Below are 17,162 nucleotides of genomic sequence, written 5' to 3' on the forward strand. Positions count from 1 at the left end.
GATGACAAATATGGTTTGGAAACGGAACGAGGTTGAAAGCCCTTGCATCCAGATCTGCGTCGTCCATCCGACCGAAAAGATCTGTACAGGTTGCTATCGGACCATCGACGAGATCTCCAGGTGGTCCAAAATGGACTGCAGCGAGCGGGCCGAGGTGATGGCAGATCTGCCAGAGCGCAAACCAAGGCTTGGCAAGCGGCGTGGCGGACGAGCGGCCAGATTGAACCAGCCCTAAGGCCTTTGTTCTAAATAGTTACTTGTGTGTTTTCTTAGCCGCATGAAACCTGCATGCAGTCGAATCGTATGCAAATTGTTCGCCCCCAAGCTTGGGTCGAAGCAGCTCGACTATCTCGGATTGATTTGTAGTTAGCGTCTGAGCCTCGGGTCTGAACGTAGAGCACCAGAGATGGACAAGCTCAACGTACGTATCCGAAGTATGTTTTTTGCAAACGGCATAACCCGCCTTTCGGATACTCCGACTTGGTTTGTCCTGCGTCACTGTAGATCTGGTCTGAACTCCGAGGGGGGAAAGAGTTCGAAGACAACGGCTTGAGTGAGTGGCGATCCACAGCGACGCAATGCGAGTTATCAGAATTCCCGCTGGTTTGGAGGGAATACCCTCGCTCTTTTATTTTTTTGACCAATCAGTCAAGAAATAAACTCAAAAAGTGATACCTTACGTAACGTCCTTCACGCCAGAATTCGAGTTGAGGTCTTAATGTGACGTCTCCGGTACGCCTGTATCGACGGTTTGGCGTTAAGCATCGTGCGATTATAGCCGCGTTTCGAAGAGGTCCGACCGGTGCAGGCCCCCGGTCGAAATGTCGGAAACGAGATTACCCGATCGCCAACCAGTTCTTGGCATTTTCATAATCTTCAGACCCGAAAAACTGCGTTCGGGTCCCCAGTACATGGCTGGCCACCCTTTGCGCCATGTGTTGCCAGGATTTGTCTCCGACAATGGCCGCGCGGTCTAGCATCCCGATATGCCGGCTGGCCAACCTGAAATGAGCCGCAAGGGCCGACAACCCCTGCCAACCATCGAAATCCCTCAGATCGATCAGCAGGCGGAAGCCCGACCGGTCTTGTAACAGCGCGTCCAAGTCCTTTTCCGCTTGCTTGTATTCCTCGGGATCTAGCTTGCCCAACAGGCTTACCTGAACACAAGGATCACCCAGATCGGTGACATGAATTGAACCGAGTGACTCGCGCATCCAGCGGCGGGCTGCCTCTAGTTCTGCCATTTCGAATACCTGAACAGGGCATGGCAGAATCGGAGCGGCAAGACGAATACTTGTCTGAACCCATCCCTGATCCGCCACAACGCCAATCCGTTCGAACCCGCGCCAATGACTTAGGCCCAGCTTGGTATCTGACCACGCCGCACCCAGATCGTAGCCTTTGAATTCAGGCTGTACGATTGCCAGCAGCCGCACCGCGTTATGTTCGGCCAAGGCCGCCTCGATCGCAGGAACCAGAGTGTTGTTGTAATCCGAGCTGGTGACCTGACCGGAAAGCTCAACCTCGATCAGTGCGCCATCAGAATTTGTATGAACCGTAATCATGGATCAAATCCCTCAATGTCAATGAATGACAAGAGGTTAGGGAAGTTTGATCCATTCGGCTACACCCCCGGCAAATTCCGGTCGAAAATAGGCGATCATCCGTCCATCGGGGCTCGCAGTCGCAGTTGCCCCCCAAGGTGCCACCCCGTGCAGACAATGGCGATGCAACAGATACGCCTCGCCGGGTTTGGCAGGCAATTCGATCCGACAGCAGGTCTCAAATATCTCACGACGTGTCGCCTGATAAACCTCGGTGATGTCGACCTCGTGCAAGGTTTCGTGCGGGTGATCTGCAAGAGCGAGTTCAAACGCATCGCGGATGAGGATATGGCTCCCTTCCCACAAGACCATCGGCGCGGCGTCCTCGCTTGCTTCGGTGAGCGAAATACCCAGAATCCAAGCATGTGGTTCGTCGACTCTGCGGCGCCGATCTGGCCCGATAGGGCGCAATCCATCTACATGGGCCGCATCGCGGTTTCGGCGATACCGACCCGCCGCCTCGCTTTCCCCACTACGCGGACGCGGATAACCGGGATAGATGACCGAGACCTGCCCCTTGTGCAAAGGCAATTTGCCGTAATGCTCCGCCAGAAAATCAATAGCCGGGCCAGACAGTGGCTGGGACTGTGCCACCCTGCCCTCGGTATCATTGGGCAAGGCATCCACGCCAACAAACCAAGTGCCTTCGCAATCCATCCATTCGGCAAATGCGGGATTGGAGACGGATTCGCAGGCGACAGGCAGAGCATGGTTCACCCATTCAGCCAAAGTCGGATCGTAGGGAAACTTTACCCATCCCTTGGACCAGAAATCTTTCACCACCCCAACGCCTTGCGTAACATGTTTAACGCCACCAGCGTCAGGAACACAGCGAAGACGCGCTTTAGCGGTTTCGGGTCCATCGCATGGGCCAGTCTAACCCCCCAAGGCGCGGTGATCATTGTCATCGCCACGACGATTCCAAAGGCCACAAGGTTTACAGCCCCAATAGTCCAAGGTGGTCGATGGTCCGCATCAATAGCCAGAAACAGAAAGCCGAAAACAGACGGCACTGCAATGATCACACCAAACCCGGCCGCCGTCGCCACCGCCCGGTGAATGGGCGTGTTGTATAAGCTCATCAACGGGACGCCAAAACTGCCACCACCGATCCCCATCAGGACGGACAGAAACCCGACCGATGGCGACAGCGCAGCGCGCCTGACGCCTTTGGGCATTGCGTCACCCAGTCGCCAGTCCGAGCGGCCAAGCCCCAGATAGGCCCCGATCAACATACCCAAAACACCAAACAACGCCTGCAACGCCTCGGTCCTCAAGGCGGAGGCCACCAAAACACCAATGATGGCCCCAATTGCAATGCCGGGGCCCCAACCGCGCAGGATATCCCAATCCACTGCGCCTTTTTTGTTATGGGCCAGAACGGATCGGATCGAGGTGACGATGATCGTGGCAAGTGATGTGGCCAGGCACAATTGCATCAGCTGTGGACCACCATATCCAAGCGTCTGGAACGCATAGAAAAAAGCGGGCACCAAAACGATACCACCACCTACCCCCAAAAGACCGGCCAGCACGCCGGCCAGCGCCCCGATCACAAGCAAAAGGCCCAGCATCTGGGCCAGCAACATCGTCTCGGGCATCATTCCCCCAGTCCGGCTTTGAACCGGAGTTTCCTTCGATCAAACCTCGGCCAAAGGCGCCACGCGATCCAGCGCCTGCAACATAACTTCGGGTCCTGCCCCGTCATGCACTGCCCCTTCGGACAACGCCCGCCGCCAAGCTCGCGCGCCGGGCCGTCCCGCAAATAGCCCGAGCATATGACGCGTGATTTGGTGCAGTCGCCCGCCATTGGCAATATGCCGTTCGACATAAGGAACCATTTGTCGAACAATGGCAATCGGATCACGGGCAGTCCCCGTCTTGAATATGCGTGTGTCAGCCTCGGACAGGATATCTGTTGGTTGGTGATAGGCGGCTCGTCCTATCATCACGCCGTCAAGGCCGGCATCCAAATGCGCCGTCGCCTCATCCAAGGACGTGACACCCCCATTGAGGGAAATGTGAAGATCCGGGAAATCCGCTTTCATCTGGTGGACCAGATCATAGTCCAAGGGCGGAATGTCCCGATTCTCCTTGGGGCTGAGGCCTTGAAGCCAGGCCTTGCGCGCATGAATCGTGACACGCTCGCATCCAGCAGTGCGAATTTGGTCGAGAAACGCGGGCAAAACATCCCTCGGCTCTTGCGCGTCAACACCAATCCGGCACTTGACGGTCACGTCCACATTCACAGCTTCACCCATCGCCGCGACACATTCAGCGACCCGCATTGGGTCTTTCATCAGCACAGCACCAAAGGTGCCCGACTGAACCCTGTCCGATGGGCAGCCGCAATTCAGGTTGATCTCATCATATCCCGCATCCGCCCCAATTCGGGCAGCCCGCGCCAACTCTTCCGGATCCGATCCGCCAAGTTGCAGTGCAACCGGGTGTTCGGCATCATTGTACTCCAACAAATGCAGGGCACCGCCACGGACCAGAGCAGGAGCTGTTACCATCTCGGTATACAACAGCGTTTCCGAACTCAGCAGCCGGTGCAGGTACCGGCAATTGCGGTCCGTCCAGTCCATCATCGGCGCCACGCTTAAACGTGCGGCTTTGTTGGCCTTGCCAGTCACAGCAACGACTCCGTCATACAAGGGTTTGCAATCCTGTTTGCCTGTCTCGAGATATCGGTAATCCGAATCGGGCCGCAGAGGATTAACACATTCTCGCCCGACCTTCCCATTGGTAGCGTATCAGACTTACACACCAGCTTTCTCGGCTGCGATGCCATATCGGCTGATTATCATTTCGACACTGTTTTCAATCGTCTCTGCCATTTCCGATTGGCTGAGAACTTCGCCCGTAAACAGCATCGGCCAGAACGCGCGGGCCTTGATCAGACCAATAAATTCACGCCCGGCCTGTTCCGGGTTGTCGATCCGCAACTGACCGTCCTCAGACGCATCGCGAAGCATGTCGATAAACCTAGCCGTCTTGTCCAGTTTGCCCTGTGCCTCAGCCGCGAGCGCCGGGTTGCGCAAGGTTTCGCTTATCACCATGCGCGACATCGCGATGACGTCTGGCAGCATGAGAATACGCCCTTCAGCCCAGGCCAATTCAGTCAATTGCTCACGAATACCGCGTCCTTTTTCGTATCGGATCTCCAATACTTCGGCAAACCGGCTCGACAGCTCGATCACAATCGAGCGGAACAGATTTTCTTTACTTTCGAAATATTTGTACAGCGTCCGCTTGGACACCTCGGCCCGGGCCGAGATGCGATCCATGCTCGAAGCGGCAAAGCCCTTTTCCTGAAATTCGGCCACGGCAGCTTCGATAATCTGTGCGCGCTTTGACGCGTTTGGTGCACTGCATTGGTTCATGTCAGAGCTATAGACCTATTGACGGGCTTGGGTCAAACGCTACGTAAACTCTGCAGTTTACACCCGCGAAGAATTGTGTAACTTGTAAACCCGCCAGTTTACCGATTCAGGAAACCAGCGCGAACAGGAGAGTCCCCCTATGGCTTTGACTTTGAAATTGAACGGCGAAACCCACACGGTTGACGCCGAACCCGGCACGCCCTTGCTGTGGGTGATCCGGGATGAGCTTAAGCTAACCGGAACCAAATTCGGTTGCGGCGTCGCCTCATGCGGCGCCTGCACCGTGCATGTGAATGGAGAGCCAACACGCTCGTGCCAGACCTATGTTGAAGACGTTGAAGATGCCGAAATCACCACGATCGAAGCCATCGGCGATGATAAGATCGGTGCTGCGGTACAGCAGGCCTGGGTCGAACTGGATGTGGTTCAATGCGGCTATTGCCAGTCGGGTCAGGTAATGTCAGCGGTTGGGCTGCTGTCCGAGAATCCAAAACCATCTGCCGATGAAATCGACGCATACATGCATGGCAATGCCTGCAGATGCGCCACCTATCAACGCATCCGCGCCGGCATTCAGCGCGCATCTGACATTCTGGAGGCCTGATCCATGACCATCAACACCTCCCGCCGTGGATTTTTGAAGGGCGCTGCAGCTGCTGGTGCCGTCTTGCTGGTCGGTGCACGCACGGACGGCGCGCTGGCGGCAGCTTCAACTGACTCCGCACAGTTCAACCCGTTTGTGAAAATTGACGCGGATGGCACAGTTACTGCTATCGTCAAGCATTTTGAAAAGGGCCAGGGTCCTGCAACCGGCCTGCCAACGTTGATCGCCGAAGAAATCGGTCTGCGCATGGACCAGATCGAATACGAATTCGCCCCGTCCGACCCGCAGGTCTACAATAACCTTTTGTTTGGTCCATTTCAGGGAACAGGTGGATCCACCGCGATGGCAAACTCGTGGATGCAGTATCGTCAAGCTGGTGCCGCCGCGCGTGAAATGCTGATCAACGCCGCCGCACAAGACTGGGGTGTAGACGCGTCTTCCGTCACTATCGAAGAAGGCATCGTCAAAGCTGGTGACAAATCTGCCCCGATCAGCGAATTCGTTGCCGCAGCCTCTCAGCTGGAAGTTCCGGCTGAACCACGCCTGAAAGACCCTGCAGAATTCCGCCTGATCGGCAACGAGGCCGTAAGACGCAAGGATTCGGCCATCAAAGGGAACGGGCAAGCGATGTATGCGATGGACGTGCATCTGCCCAACCAGATGATCGCCATGATCAAGCGCCCTGAAGCCAAAGGCGGGCTTGCCGTCAGCTTTGACGACAGCGGGTCGAAAGAAGTGAAAGGCTATATCAACGCGGCGGTCCTGCCGAACCAGGCAGGCGTTGCGGTGTATGCTGAAAACACATGGGCCGCGATGCAAGCGCGTGATGCGCTTGAGGTCGAATGGGATATGTCTGCGGCCGAGACCCGTCACTCGGATCAGATCAAGGCCGAGATCATGGCGGCATTGGACTCTGAGCCTACCTACAATGTGAACAAAGCCGATGCGGCGGCAATTGCTGCGGCGATTGATGGCGCTGACAAGGTGGTTGAGAAGACCTTTTACTTCCCCCTGTTGGCCCACGCAGCAATGGAGCCGCTGAACTGCACCATCGAACAAACCGCAGACGGCAACATCGTTCTGCATGATGGCAGTCAGATGCCCACAGGCCCGCATATGGCCTACCAGCAAATCTTTGAACTGCCTGCCGAAAAGATTCAGATCAAAACAATGCTGGCTGGTGGATCTTTCGGGCGTCGCGCCACGCCGGATGCGGATTATCAGGTTGAGGCGGGTCTGGCCTTTGTAGTCACTGATCGGTCACGCCCGGTCAAGCTGGTCTGGACGCGGGAAGACGACATGCGCAGCGGATACTATCGCCCTGCGTTTGGGCACAAAGTCCGCGTTGGGCTGGGTGCTGATGGCAACATCGTCGGGTGGCATCATCAGGTGGCCGGGCAATCGATCATGAAAGGCACGGCATTCGAATCCTTCGCAGTTCATGACGGTGTCGATCACAGCTCGATCGAGGGTATTGCGGACAGCCCCTACACTATCCCCGGTATGGCCTTGGGTTTGACCGATACACCAAAGGCAACATCGGTTTTGTGGTGGCGGTCCGTGGGCCATACTCACACTGCCTACACGATGGAAACGATGATGGATCTCGCAGCGCAAGCTGCAGGACGCGATCCTGTCGAATTTCGGCTGGCGCACCTGGCGGATGCTGGTGATGCCGATCAGAAACGAAAGGCGGGCGTGCTGAAACTGGTTGCCGAAAAAGCCGGATGGGGCAACGCGCCAGCTGGTCGTGCGCAGGGCATTGCAGTGCATAAATCCTTCGGATCCTACGCCGCTCAGGTTGTCGAAGTGTCAGGCGATCCGGAAAACGGTGTTCGGATCGAAAAGGTCACCTGTGCTGTTGACTGCGGCATCGCAGTGAACCCCGACGTGGTTCGCGCCCAGATGGAAGGCGGGATCGGCTATGGCATCGGTCACGTGATGCGCGATCAGATCACGCTGACAAGTGGCGCTGTGGATCAGTTCAACTTCCCCGACTATGAACCACTGCGGATCGGGGACATCGCGGCAATCGATGTGCATATCGTACCCTCTGCCGAGGCCCCGACCGGCGTGGGTGAACCTGGCACGCCGCCGTCGGCCCCTGCCCTGGCAAACGCGATCAGCGCGCTGTCAGGTGTCCACGTCGCGGAACTGCCGATGGTCGAAAATGGGGTCAACTTCTTCTGACTTGAACTCCCGCGCCGATCCCCTCGTGGGCCGGCGCGGGGAACCGTTATTCTCCGCCATGAAATAATTTGATCAAATTTCGTGACAAGTCGGAACGCCTCCAGTACATCTCGGGTAACGAGAGGAACGGAGGCCCCGATGGACCTGAGCGCCCTGCACAATATTCGCGTCACCGCCTGTGACTTGAACGGACAGATGCGCGGCAAACGCGTGCCGCCTGAATATGCCAGCAAGCTGAACAAAGGTTCGGTGCGCATGCCATTTTCAGCCCTGAACGTCGATCTGTGGGGGGCCGATATCGAAGGCAGCCCACTGGTGTTTGAAACTGGTGACGTCGACGGGATTTTGATGCCGACCGGGCGTGGCCCTTTGCCGATGCCCTGGCTCAACTCTGAAACGGCTTTGGTGCCGATGTGCCTTTACGATGACGACGGCACGCCGTTTGCAGGCGACCCCCGCCATGCGCTTTCTACTGTGTTGTCGCGCTATGCCAAGCGGGATTGGTCCGTTGTTGCGGCGACGGAGTTGGAGTTCACGCTGATTGATGCATCCGGCCTGCGCCCGCAACCACCGACCAACCCAATGACCGGGCGCCGACTGTCCGAGGAAGCCGTTTTATCAGTCGTCGAAATGGACGCGTTTGAAGCCTTCTTCACCGACCTTTATGATGGCTGCGCGGCTATGGGCATTCCTGCGCAGACCGCGATTTCCGAAAGTGGAATTGGCCAGTTTGAAATCAACCTGAACCATCAAGACGCCATGCGGTGCGCCGACGATACATGGTTTTTCAAAGCGTTGACGCGCGGCTTGGCCAGAAAGCACGGGTTTGCAGCTACCTTCATGTCCAAGCCTTATGCAGACGATGCGGGCAACGGCATGCACGTCCATTTCTCGGTCATCGACAGCAAGGGGCGCAATGTATTCAACGATGGTGGGCTGGACGGGACCGATATCCTGCGCGCAGCTGTCGCCGGTTGCCTTCAGGCCATGCCCGGTAGCACGTTGATCTTTGCGCCACACGGCAATTCCTACACCCGTCTGGTGCCCGGCGCCCACGCCCCAACCGGCGCAAGCTGGGCCTATGAAAACAGAACCGCTGCCATCCGCATTCCTGGCGGCGCGCCCGAAGCGCGGCGTATTGAACATCGCGTGGCAGGCGGAGACATCAACCCGTATTTGATGCTGGCAGCCGTGTTGGGCGCAGCTCTGCTCGGAATCGAGGATAGCCTGCAACCACCGGACCCGATTTCAGGGAACGCCTACGAAATCGCAGGCCTGCCGCAACTGGCCTCCGACTGGGCATCAGCGATCGACGCCTTCGAAACCGACCCGTTGGTTGCGCGTATTTTTCCAGGCGACCTGATCCGATACATGGCGATGACAAAACGGCAGGAAATTGCGCGGTTCGCAGACCGCCCCGAAGACCAGCACTGGCTGAGTTACCTCGAGGCGGTTTGACCCCTCTTGCCCAGCGCTTCCGAGTCCGCTAGATTTAATTTGATCAAATTCGGTGACCCATGAAAATCGGTATTCTACAAACCGGCCATACCCCTGACGTTCTGAAAAGCGAATTCGGGGATTACGATTCTCTGTTTCCGGCCCTTCTTGATGGAAACGGGTTTGAGTTTCAGACTTTTGCGGTCGTGGACGGGATTTTTCCAGCAGGCGCGCAAGACGCAGATGGCTGGTTGATCACAGGATCGCGCCACGGCGCCTATGAAGATCTGCCGTGGATCCCCAAACTTGAAGAACTGGTGCGTGACATTCACGGCAGCGACAAACCGTTGATAGGCGTGTGCTTTGGCCACCAGATCATTGCGCAGGCCCTTGGGGGCACCGTCGAGAAGTTTTCGGGGGGATGGGCTGTTGGCCGCACGACCTATGACCTTGGTGGCAAAAACGTGTGTCTAAACGCCTGGCACCAGGATCAGGTGACTGTCTTGCCCGAAGGTGCGCAAGTTCAGGGAAAAAACGAGTTCTGCCAGTATGCAATGTTGTCCTATGGCGACCAGATATGGACGGTGCAAGCGCATCCAGAATTTTCCAACGAATTCGTTGCAGGTCTGATGCGCACACGTGGCAAAGGTGTTGTCCCGGAAAACCTGATGCAGGACGCCGCAAACCGACAAACCGCCCCGGACGACAATGCCAAAATCGCACGATACATGGCGGACTTCCTTAAGAAAGCGAGGGCCTGATGGCCGATTGGACAGACGAACTGCCTCAGGCGGCAACGAATTACCTCGAGGGCCGCCGACTGGACGAAGTTGAGTGTATCATTTCCGATTTGCCCGGCATCGCGCGCGGCAAGGCGGTTCCTGCGTCCAAATTCGCGCGGCAATCCTACTTTTATCTGCCCGACAGTATCTATTACCAGACGATCACGGGCGACTGGGGCGAAGCCGCGGGCGAAGACGGGTTCATCGAACGGGACATGATCCTAAAGCCGGATTTCTCAACTGCGAGCGCCGCGCCCTGGACTGGCGATTGGACGTTACAGGTCATTCATGACGCTTATGACCGAGAGGGCGAACCGGTCCCCTTCAGCCCACGCAACGTGCTGAAACGCGTCGTACAACTCTATCATGATAGGGGTTGGGACCCGATCGTCGCGCCCGAAATGGAGTTCTTCCTGGTTGCTCCCAACGTCGATCCCGCACAGGGGATCAAGCCCATGATGGGCCGCTCGGGCCGACCCGCAGCGGCGCGACAGGCCTATTCGATGACAGCCGTGGACGAATTCGGTCCGGTGATCGACGACATCTACGACTTTGCCGAACATCAAGGCTTTGAGATCGATGGCATCACGCAGGAAGGCGGCGCCGGGCAGTTAGAGATCAACCTGCGTCACGGCGACCCCGTCAAGCTGGCCGATGAGGTGTTCTATTTCAAACGCCTGATCCGCGAAGCCGCCTTGCGCCACAATTGCTTCGCCACCTTCATGGCAAAACCGATCGAGGACGAGCCCGGCTCGGCCATGCATATCCATCACTCGATCATCGATATGGAAAACGGCCAGAACATCTTCTCCGGCCCTCAGGGTGGAGAGACAGACGCGTTTTACCACTTCATTGCCGGGCTGCAGAACCACCTGCCCGCTGGCTTGGCGGTGATGGCGCCCTATGTGAATTCCTATCGTCGTTATGTCAAAGATCACGCGGCCCCAATCAATCTGGAATGGGCGCGCGACAACCGAACCACCGGCATTCGCGTCCCCCTGTCCGGTCCCGAGGCACGACGGGTTGAAAACCGCATCGCTGGAATGGATTGCAACCCGTATCTGGGTATCGCGCTGTCGCTGGCCTGCGGCTATCTGGGCCTGACCCAGCAGGAACGCCCCCGCCGCCAGTTCCACGGCGATGCCTATGAAGGTGAAGGGGACATTCCTCAGGTGATGGGCAACGCGTTGGACTTATTTGATGAAGCCACCGCCTTGCACGAAATCCTTGGCCCGGAATTCGCACGGGTATACGGCATCGTGAAGCGGGCAGAGTACGAAGAGTTCCTGCAAGTGATCTCTCCATGGGAGCGTGAGCATCTGCTGATGAACGTCTGAGGCGACGCGATGAACCTGCTCTATTCCAACGACCGCAAGGCCGAGTATCCGCCAAGCTGGTATGCTGCAACGGCGCATCCGATGGACCGGTTTCCAGCGTTGGAAGGCGATACCAGCGCAGATGTCTGCGTCGTCGGCGGCGGGTACACCGGCCTTTCAGCGGCGCTGCATCTGGCCAACGCCGGGCTTCGCGTGGTGGTGCTAGAGGCGCATCGCGTCGGCTTCGGCGCCTCAGGCCGCAATGGCGGTCAATTGGGCAGCGCACAGCGGATGGCCCAGGAGGATCTGGAGCGTCTGGTGGGTGACGCAGATGCCGCCAAGCTTTGGGATTTGGCCGAAGATGCCAAGGATCTGGTTAAATCCTTGATTTCAGAATACCAGATCGACTGCGACCTCAAGCCCGGCGTGGCCGAGATGGCGCTGAGCGACTCTGACCGAGATCAATTGCATGAGCATGTCGCGCATCTTTCGGGCAAATACGGCTATGACCAGATCAAGGTTTTGGATGCGGAGGCCGGGCAGGCGCTATGCCCCTCTCCGACTTACAAGGGCGGTTTTTTGGATATGGGGGCGGGTCATTTGCACCCGCTCAACTACGCCTTGGGTCTTGCCACAGCGGCTGCAAAGTCAGGCGCCCGCATTCACGAAAGCACCGAAGTGCTGAACATCGAACAAGGCCCGCGCGTTTGCGTTCAGACCGAGCAGGGGCAGGTCACAGCCGATCACGTCATTCTGGCCTGCAATGGATATCTGGGCGATCTGAACCGGCAGGTGGCTTCTCGCGTTATGCCCATCAACAATTTCATCGCCGCGACTGAGCCACTCGGGGCCGACACATCACGGGTTCTGACGCAGGACGTGGCGATTGCCGATACAAAGTTCGTCGTGAACTACTTCCGCCTTAGCGCCGATGGTCGCCTGCTGTTTGGTGGAGGTGAAAGCTATGGGTATCAGTTTCCGTCAGATATCGCCGCCACAGTTCGCAAACCGATGGCTCAGATTTTCCCTCATCTTCAAGACGTTAAAATCGACTACGCCTGGGGCGGGACCCTAGGCATCACGATGCGTCGGATGCCCTATCTGACGCGGGTCGCCCCCAACATCCTGTCCGCATCGGGCTATTCCGGCCACGGGATCGGAACGGCCACCCATGCCGGTCAATTGATGGCTCTGGCCATACAAGGTCAGGCCGAAGGGTTTGACACCATGTCTCGCGTGCCTGCTCTGCCCTTTCCCGGTGGTTCGGCCTTGCGCAGCCCGCTTCTGGTGCTGGCAATGACCTGGTATGCGCTGCGGGACCGATTGGGGATCTGACCCGCTTTTCATTGCGACAGTTTGGTGAAATTTCGCCGAAGAGGCGAAAGGGGTCTTGGCATTGGCAGGTCATTTAATTTAAATAAACGAAAGTTAGAATTCGGGAAAACCAAATATGACGCTGCCACCCAACGTCCATGACGCCGAAGCCATCCCTGCAACCGCACGGGACGCCATTGATGCCCTGCTGCAATCAGGGGACCTGTTCCGCTACACCGCGCCGCAAGACGCGCCAGTTGCCCTGCTTGAGGCGGAATTCGCCGAATTGTTGGGAACAAAATATGCGCTGGCGGTGTCTTCCTGCTCGGCCGCGCTGTTCCTGTCGTTAAAGGCATTGGGCCTGCCGCGCGATGCAAGGGTTCTGATCCCGGGCTTTACTTTCGCAGCGGTTCCTTCTTCGATTGTGCACGCCGACTGTATCCCGGTTTTGTGCGAAGTAGGCGAAAACTATCGCATCGACATGGTGGATTTTGCAGCCAAGCTCGACAGCGTTCAGGCCGTGATCATCAGCCACATGCGCGGCCACACATCGGATATGGACGCCATCATGGAACTGTGCGATGCGCGCGACATTCCGGTGATCGAGGACGCAGCCCATTCGTTGGGCACCACATGGCATGGCCACAACATCGGCACCATCGGCAAAGTCGGGTGCTTCTCATTCCAGTCGTACAAGATGATTAACGCGGGCGAAGGTGGCATCCTGATCACCGACGATGCCGATCTGGTGGCACGGGCCGTGATCATGTCAGGCGCGTATGAGCACAACTGGAAAAAGCACAAAGCCCCGCATGGCAACAATACACCTGAATTGGAACAGGCCTTTGCAAAGTGGCAGAACCAGTTGCCGCTTTATAATCTGCGGATGAGCAACCTCAGCGCAGCTGTGATCCGCCCTCAGATCCCCGAGTTGGCGCGGCGGGTGCATGACGGTTTGAAAAACCACGACTATGTGGCGGATCGCCTGAACACATCACCTTACATCGACGTCCCTGCCCCGTTGGCCCCCGAACGCCGCGCGCCGGATTCGATCCAGTTCAATCTGGTCGGGATGGACGACAGTGACATTCGCGCCTTTGCTGCAGCGTCCGAGGCGCGCGGCGTCAAGGTTCAGGTTTTCGGCCTAAGCGAGGACAATGCGCGGGCGTTCTGGAACTGGCAGTTCCTACCCGAGACATTCGATCTGCCCCAAACCCGTGATATGCTGATGAAAGCCTGCGATGTGCGCCTGCCAGTGCGTCTGACCCGAGATGAGCTGGACATTATTGCCGATATCCTGCTTGCGTCGGTCGGTGAAGTCACAGGCCCGATCCCTGTTTACGGAACCTGAATGCCAAAACCGAAAAGGCCCGCAATATGCGGTCCTTTGTTCGCGCGATGATCCAAAATCAATTCAACTTCGAAAGCTTCTGCTGAAGTTCAGCCAGTTGCTGCTTGATCTCATCAAGATCTTCCTTGGATTTCGGTTGTTCTTCTTCTTCCTTGTCTGGCCCTGACCATTTACCGGACAGACCCCCTGTCATCGCCTTTAAGAATGCTTGCTGCTGCGCCTGCATCGCTTCGAAACCCGGCATCTGCGACATCGGATTCATGGCACTCATGTTCTCCATCATCTTGCTTTGGCTTTCGCGCAGCATCTCGAACGAGCTTTGTAGAAACTGTGGCATCACACCCCCGCCTGGCACCATGTAGCTGCGCACAAGATCATTCAGAACATTGACCGGCAGCACGTTTTCGCCGCGGCTTTCATGCTCTGCGATGATCTGAAGCAGGTATTGACGCGTCAGGTCGTCGCCGGTTTTCAGATCGATGATCTGCACTTCCCGGCCATCGCGAATGAACCCCGCAATATCTTCGAGCGTGACGTAGTCGCTGGTCTCGGTGTTATACAGCCGACGGCTCGCGTAGCGCTTGATCAGCAGTGGTTTTTCTTGATCCGACACCGTTTACCCTCCCCAAGGATGATGCGTTGCAGCACAGGTTATGCGAGTGCAGCACAAAAAGAAAGGGCAGGTCAATCGACCTGCCCATCGCGATAACACCAATTGGGAGGAATGGGTGCCTCTCGCGGACGTTCTTACTTGGCAGCAGTTGCTTTCTTGGCAGCAGCTGTCACGTCGTTGGTGGCTTTCTTAACTGCAGCAGTCGCATCTTCTGCAGCGTCTTTGCCCGCCGCCATCAGCAGCTCAACGGTTTCGGTCTGAACTTTTTTCGCGATTTCAGCGAAAGCAGCCAGGTTTTCAGCTGCAACTTCAGCCGACGCGCTTGCGAAATCGGTTGCTGCTTTTGCGTAATCCGCAGGCTCTGCCTTGGCTTTCGACATTTCAGTCATCTTGGCCAGAGTTTCTTTGGTCCACTTGCTGGAGATCTCAGCCGATTTACCAGCAGCTTCCAAAGCAACGCCCGACAGCTTTTCGTTCAGCGAAGCGGTCGATTTGAATGCGTCTTCCATTGCGGAGGTGTCCACAGGGAACGCGCCCATCATGTCTTTCATGATCGCGCTAAAGTCTTGAGTCTTTGCCATCGTACTAAATCCTTTTTGCTGTGCCGGGCCCACCCCGGTTTTCCTCAGCTTGCAAACAATATGATTGCTGCAGCGCAGCATTGCAAGTTTTTTCTTGCTGCGATGCAGAAAAAGGAGGTTTCAAAATGAAATCAGTTGTTTGGATTGGCCACCACATAGGTGCCTGGCGCCGGAGCCAGTCGAGGATGGTTCGAATCACCTGTATCGCGAGCCGGGATTTGCTTGCCGGATCGCTTCTTCAGCCAGGCTTCCCACATCGGCCACCAGGACCCCTTGTGAAAGTCGGCCTGTTTCATCCAGCTGTCCGAATCCGCTTTCATATCTGTGTTGGTGTAGTGGCCATATTTTTTTTTGCTGGGTGGGTTAACGATGCCGGCGATATGGCCTGATTCCGAAACCACAAAGGTCTTGGACCGTGACCCCATTTGTTGCACGCCGCGATAGCAGTCTTTCCATGCAGCAATATGGTCGGTCTCACATGTGATGGCCATCAACGGAACATCCACGTCTTTGACATGCAGCTTGTGGCCCATCAATTCGATGCCATCCGATACGAATTCGTTGCGTTGGCACAGGCCTCGTAGATAGTCGACTGACATCTTGGCCGGCAGATTGGCCCCATCACCATTCCAGAACAGCAAATCAAACGCAGGAGGCGTTTCTCCCATCATGTAGCTGCGGATTGCGGGCCCATAAACCAGATCGCGCGAGCGCAGAAATGACATTGTGCGCCCCATGATCCAGGATCGCAGAACACCTTCTCTATTCACTTCTTCTTCGATGCCGTCGATGAAGTCATTTTGCAGGAACGGCGTGAACTCACCTTGTTCCGAGAAATCGGTCAGGGCCGTGAAGAAAGTTGCAGATTTGATCGACTTATCGCCGCGTTGTTTCAACAGCGATAGAGTCAGGCTGAGCGTGGTGCCCGCTATGCAATAGCCAACGGCGTTGACCTGCTTGACCTTACAGATCTTCTTGACCTCATCGACCGCTGCTAGGAAACCGTCCCGAATGTAGTCCTCCATCCCGGTTTCAGCATAGCTTTCGTCCGGATTTATCCAGCTGACGACAAACAGAGTATACCCTTGTTCTGTGATCCATTTGATCAGGCTGTTCTGGGCCTTGAGGTCCAGAATGTAGAATTTGTTAATCCAGGGCGGGAACAGCACGATGGGCGTTTCGAAAACCGTTTCTGTTGCCGGCTTGTACTGAATGAGCTCCATCATCCGGTTGCGATAGACAACATCCCCTGGCGTGGTCGCCAGGTTGCCGCCAACTTCAAAAGCACTTTCATCGGCAAGTTTGACAACCAACTCGCCATCGTTGGCTTCCAGGTCTGCGACCAGATTTTCCAAACCTTGCAGCAAAGACTGCCCGTCTGTCTCGACCGCTTTTTGAAGTGCGTCCGGATTTGTCGGCAGGAAATTCGTTGGCGACATCATGTCGATGATCTGCTGCGAGAAATAGCTTAGGCGTCTCCGGTCCTTTGCGTCCAAATCGTCCACCGACGCCACGGCCTGCGCGATCGCTTCTGCATTGGTCTGGTATTGTTGGCGAACCAGACGGAAGTAAGGGTTGGATTCCCACAAGGGGTTAGAGAATCGTTTGTCGGCAGGCTTGGCATCCTCGTCTTCGACCTCACCCGTGGTCAGGGCTTGCTGCGCCTCAGCGAAGTTCAGAACCGATTTTCCCCAAAATTCTATCTGCTGTTCCAACAACTTGGCGGGATTTTGCCAAGCTTCAGCCCAATAGGCCGTTGCTGCTCGTGCGAAAAGCTCTTGATTCGGGCCGTCCAACGCAGGGGTATGCGCCTTTTTCCCAGCCATAACTTCAATCAGGCGTTTGGAGAGTTGTTCGACCTTTTCCATATTTTCTTTAAGGCGTTCAATGTGTTCGTCGGTCGCTTCGGGCATGTGGCCTTCACTTGTTGTCATTTTAACAATTCTCCCCTAGCCTCGCTGCTGTGCAGAATAACGTCGTGGGT

Annotated in this window: 16 protein-coding genes; 8 read left to right on the forward strand and 8 right to left on the reverse strand. The window is 56.4% G+C overall.

The annotated features are described in order from the left end of the window. Position 1: 1 nt before the first annotated feature. Positions 2 to 235: a DUF1289 domain-containing protein gene (locus Q1B13_RS04280; RefSeq protein ID WP_299076307.1), complete on the forward strand. Its 234-nt coding sequence runs from the start codon at positions 2 to 4 to the stop codon at positions 233 to 235. 601 nt (positions 236 to 836) lie between these two features. Here the strand turns inward: Q1B13_RS04280 and Q1B13_RS04285 are convergent. The 5 genes from Q1B13_RS04285 to Q1B13_RS04305 form a co-directional block, all read right to left on the reverse strand. Continuing rightward, entirely contained in the window at positions 837 to 1,565 is a 729-nt protein-coding gene (locus Q1B13_RS04285) for an STAS/SEC14 domain-containing protein (protein ID WP_299076311.1), read from the reverse strand. Positions 1,566 to 1,601: 36 nt separating this feature from the next. Next, positions 1,602 to 2,384: a hypothetical protein gene (locus Q1B13_RS04290; protein ID WP_366870719.1), complete on the reverse strand. Its 783-nt coding sequence runs from the start codon at positions 2,382 to 2,384 to the stop codon at positions 1,602 to 1,604. Further along, positions 2,381 to 3,205, reverse strand: coding sequence for a sulfite exporter TauE/SafE family protein (locus Q1B13_RS04295; protein ID WP_299076653.1), 825 nt, complete (start codon positions 3,203 to 3,205; stop codon positions 2,381 to 2,383). Before Q1B13_RS04295 ends, Q1B13_RS04290 begins: the two co-directional genes overlap by 4 nt. A 39-nt stretch (positions 3,206 to 3,244) precedes the next feature. Continuing rightward, positions 3,245 to 4,261, reverse strand: a complete 1,017-nt coding sequence (gene dusA, locus Q1B13_RS04300; protein ID WP_299076316.1) for a tRNA dihydrouridine(20/20a) synthase DusA — start codon at positions 4,259 to 4,261, stop codon at positions 3,245 to 3,247. 105 nt (positions 4,262 to 4,366) lie between these two features. Beyond that, a complete protein-coding gene (locus Q1B13_RS04305) occupies positions 4,367 to 4,990 on the reverse strand; it encodes a TetR/AcrR family transcriptional regulator (protein WP_299076319.1) in 624 nt (207 codons plus the stop codon). A gap of 139 nt (positions 4,991 to 5,129) precedes the next feature. Between Q1B13_RS04305 and Q1B13_RS04310 the strand changes: the two genes are divergently transcribed. The 7 genes from Q1B13_RS04310 (at position 5,130) to Q1B13_RS04340 (ending at position 13,984) form a co-directional block, all read left to right on the forward strand. After that, on the forward strand, positions 5,130 to 5,594 hold the full coding sequence (locus Q1B13_RS04310) for a (2Fe-2S)-binding protein (RefSeq protein WP_298936679.1): 465 nt from the start codon (positions 5,130 to 5,132) through the stop codon (positions 5,592 to 5,594). Positions 5,595 to 5,597: 3 nt separating this feature from the next. After that, complete coding sequence (locus tag Q1B13_RS04315; protein ID WP_299076322.1) at positions 5,598 to 7,784, forward strand: xanthine dehydrogenase family protein molybdopterin-binding subunit; 2,187 nt, start codon at positions 5,598 to 5,600, stop codon at positions 7,782 to 7,784. Positions 7,785 to 7,922: 138 nt separating this feature from the next. After that, complete coding sequence (locus Q1B13_RS04320; protein ID WP_299076325.1) at positions 7,923 to 9,242, forward strand: glutamine synthetase family protein; 1,320 nt, start codon at positions 7,923 to 7,925, stop codon at positions 9,240 to 9,242. 59 nt (positions 9,243 to 9,301) lie between these two features. Further along, positions 9,302 to 9,982, forward strand: a complete 681-nt coding sequence (locus Q1B13_RS04325; protein WP_299076327.1) for a type 1 glutamine amidotransferase — start codon at positions 9,302 to 9,304, stop codon at positions 9,980 to 9,982. Further along, positions 9,982 to 11,340, forward strand: a complete 1,359-nt coding sequence (locus Q1B13_RS04330) for a glutamine synthetase family protein (RefSeq protein ID WP_299076330.1) — start codon at positions 9,982 to 9,984, stop codon at positions 11,338 to 11,340. The genes Q1B13_RS04325 and Q1B13_RS04330 overlap by 1 nt, the downstream gene beginning before the upstream one ends. 9 nt (positions 11,341 to 11,349) lie before the next feature. Further along, positions 11,350 to 12,654, forward strand: coding sequence for an FAD-binding oxidoreductase (locus Q1B13_RS04335; RefSeq protein WP_299076333.1), 1,305 nt, complete (start codon positions 11,350 to 11,352; stop codon positions 12,652 to 12,654). Positions 12,655 to 12,769: 115 nt separating this feature from the next. Further along, positions 12,770 to 13,984, forward strand: coding sequence for an aminotransferase class I/II-fold pyridoxal phosphate-dependent enzyme (locus Q1B13_RS04340; RefSeq protein WP_299076335.1), 1,215 nt, complete (start codon positions 12,770 to 12,772; stop codon positions 13,982 to 13,984). Between the two features lie 58 nt (positions 13,985 to 14,042). Here Q1B13_RS04340 and phaR read toward each other — a convergent pair whose 3' ends face one another. The 3 genes from phaR to Q1B13_RS04355 form a co-directional block, all read right to left on the reverse strand. Continuing rightward, positions 14,043 to 14,597, reverse strand: a complete 555-nt coding sequence (gene phaR, locus Q1B13_RS04345; RefSeq protein WP_298936686.1) for a polyhydroxyalkanoate synthesis repressor PhaR — start codon at positions 14,595 to 14,597, stop codon at positions 14,043 to 14,045. Between the two features lie 134 nt (positions 14,598 to 14,731). Beyond that, the gene (locus Q1B13_RS04350; RefSeq protein ID WP_298936687.1) at positions 14,732 to 15,178 is read right to left on the reverse strand and encodes a phasin, PhaP; all 447 of its coding nucleotides are present in this window, start codon (positions 15,176 to 15,178) and stop codon (positions 14,732 to 14,734) included. A gap of 131 nt (positions 15,179 to 15,309) precedes the next feature. Then, a complete protein-coding gene (locus tag Q1B13_RS04355; protein WP_299076338.1) occupies positions 15,310 to 17,112 on the reverse strand; it encodes a class I poly(R)-hydroxyalkanoic acid synthase in 1,803 nt (600 codons plus the stop codon). Positions 17,113 to 17,162 lie beyond the last annotated feature (50 nt).

It is taken from the genome of uncultured Ruegeria sp., assembly GCF_947489545.1.
Lineage (GTDB): Bacteria > Pseudomonadota > Alphaproteobacteria > Rhodobacterales > Rhodobacteraceae > Ruegeria.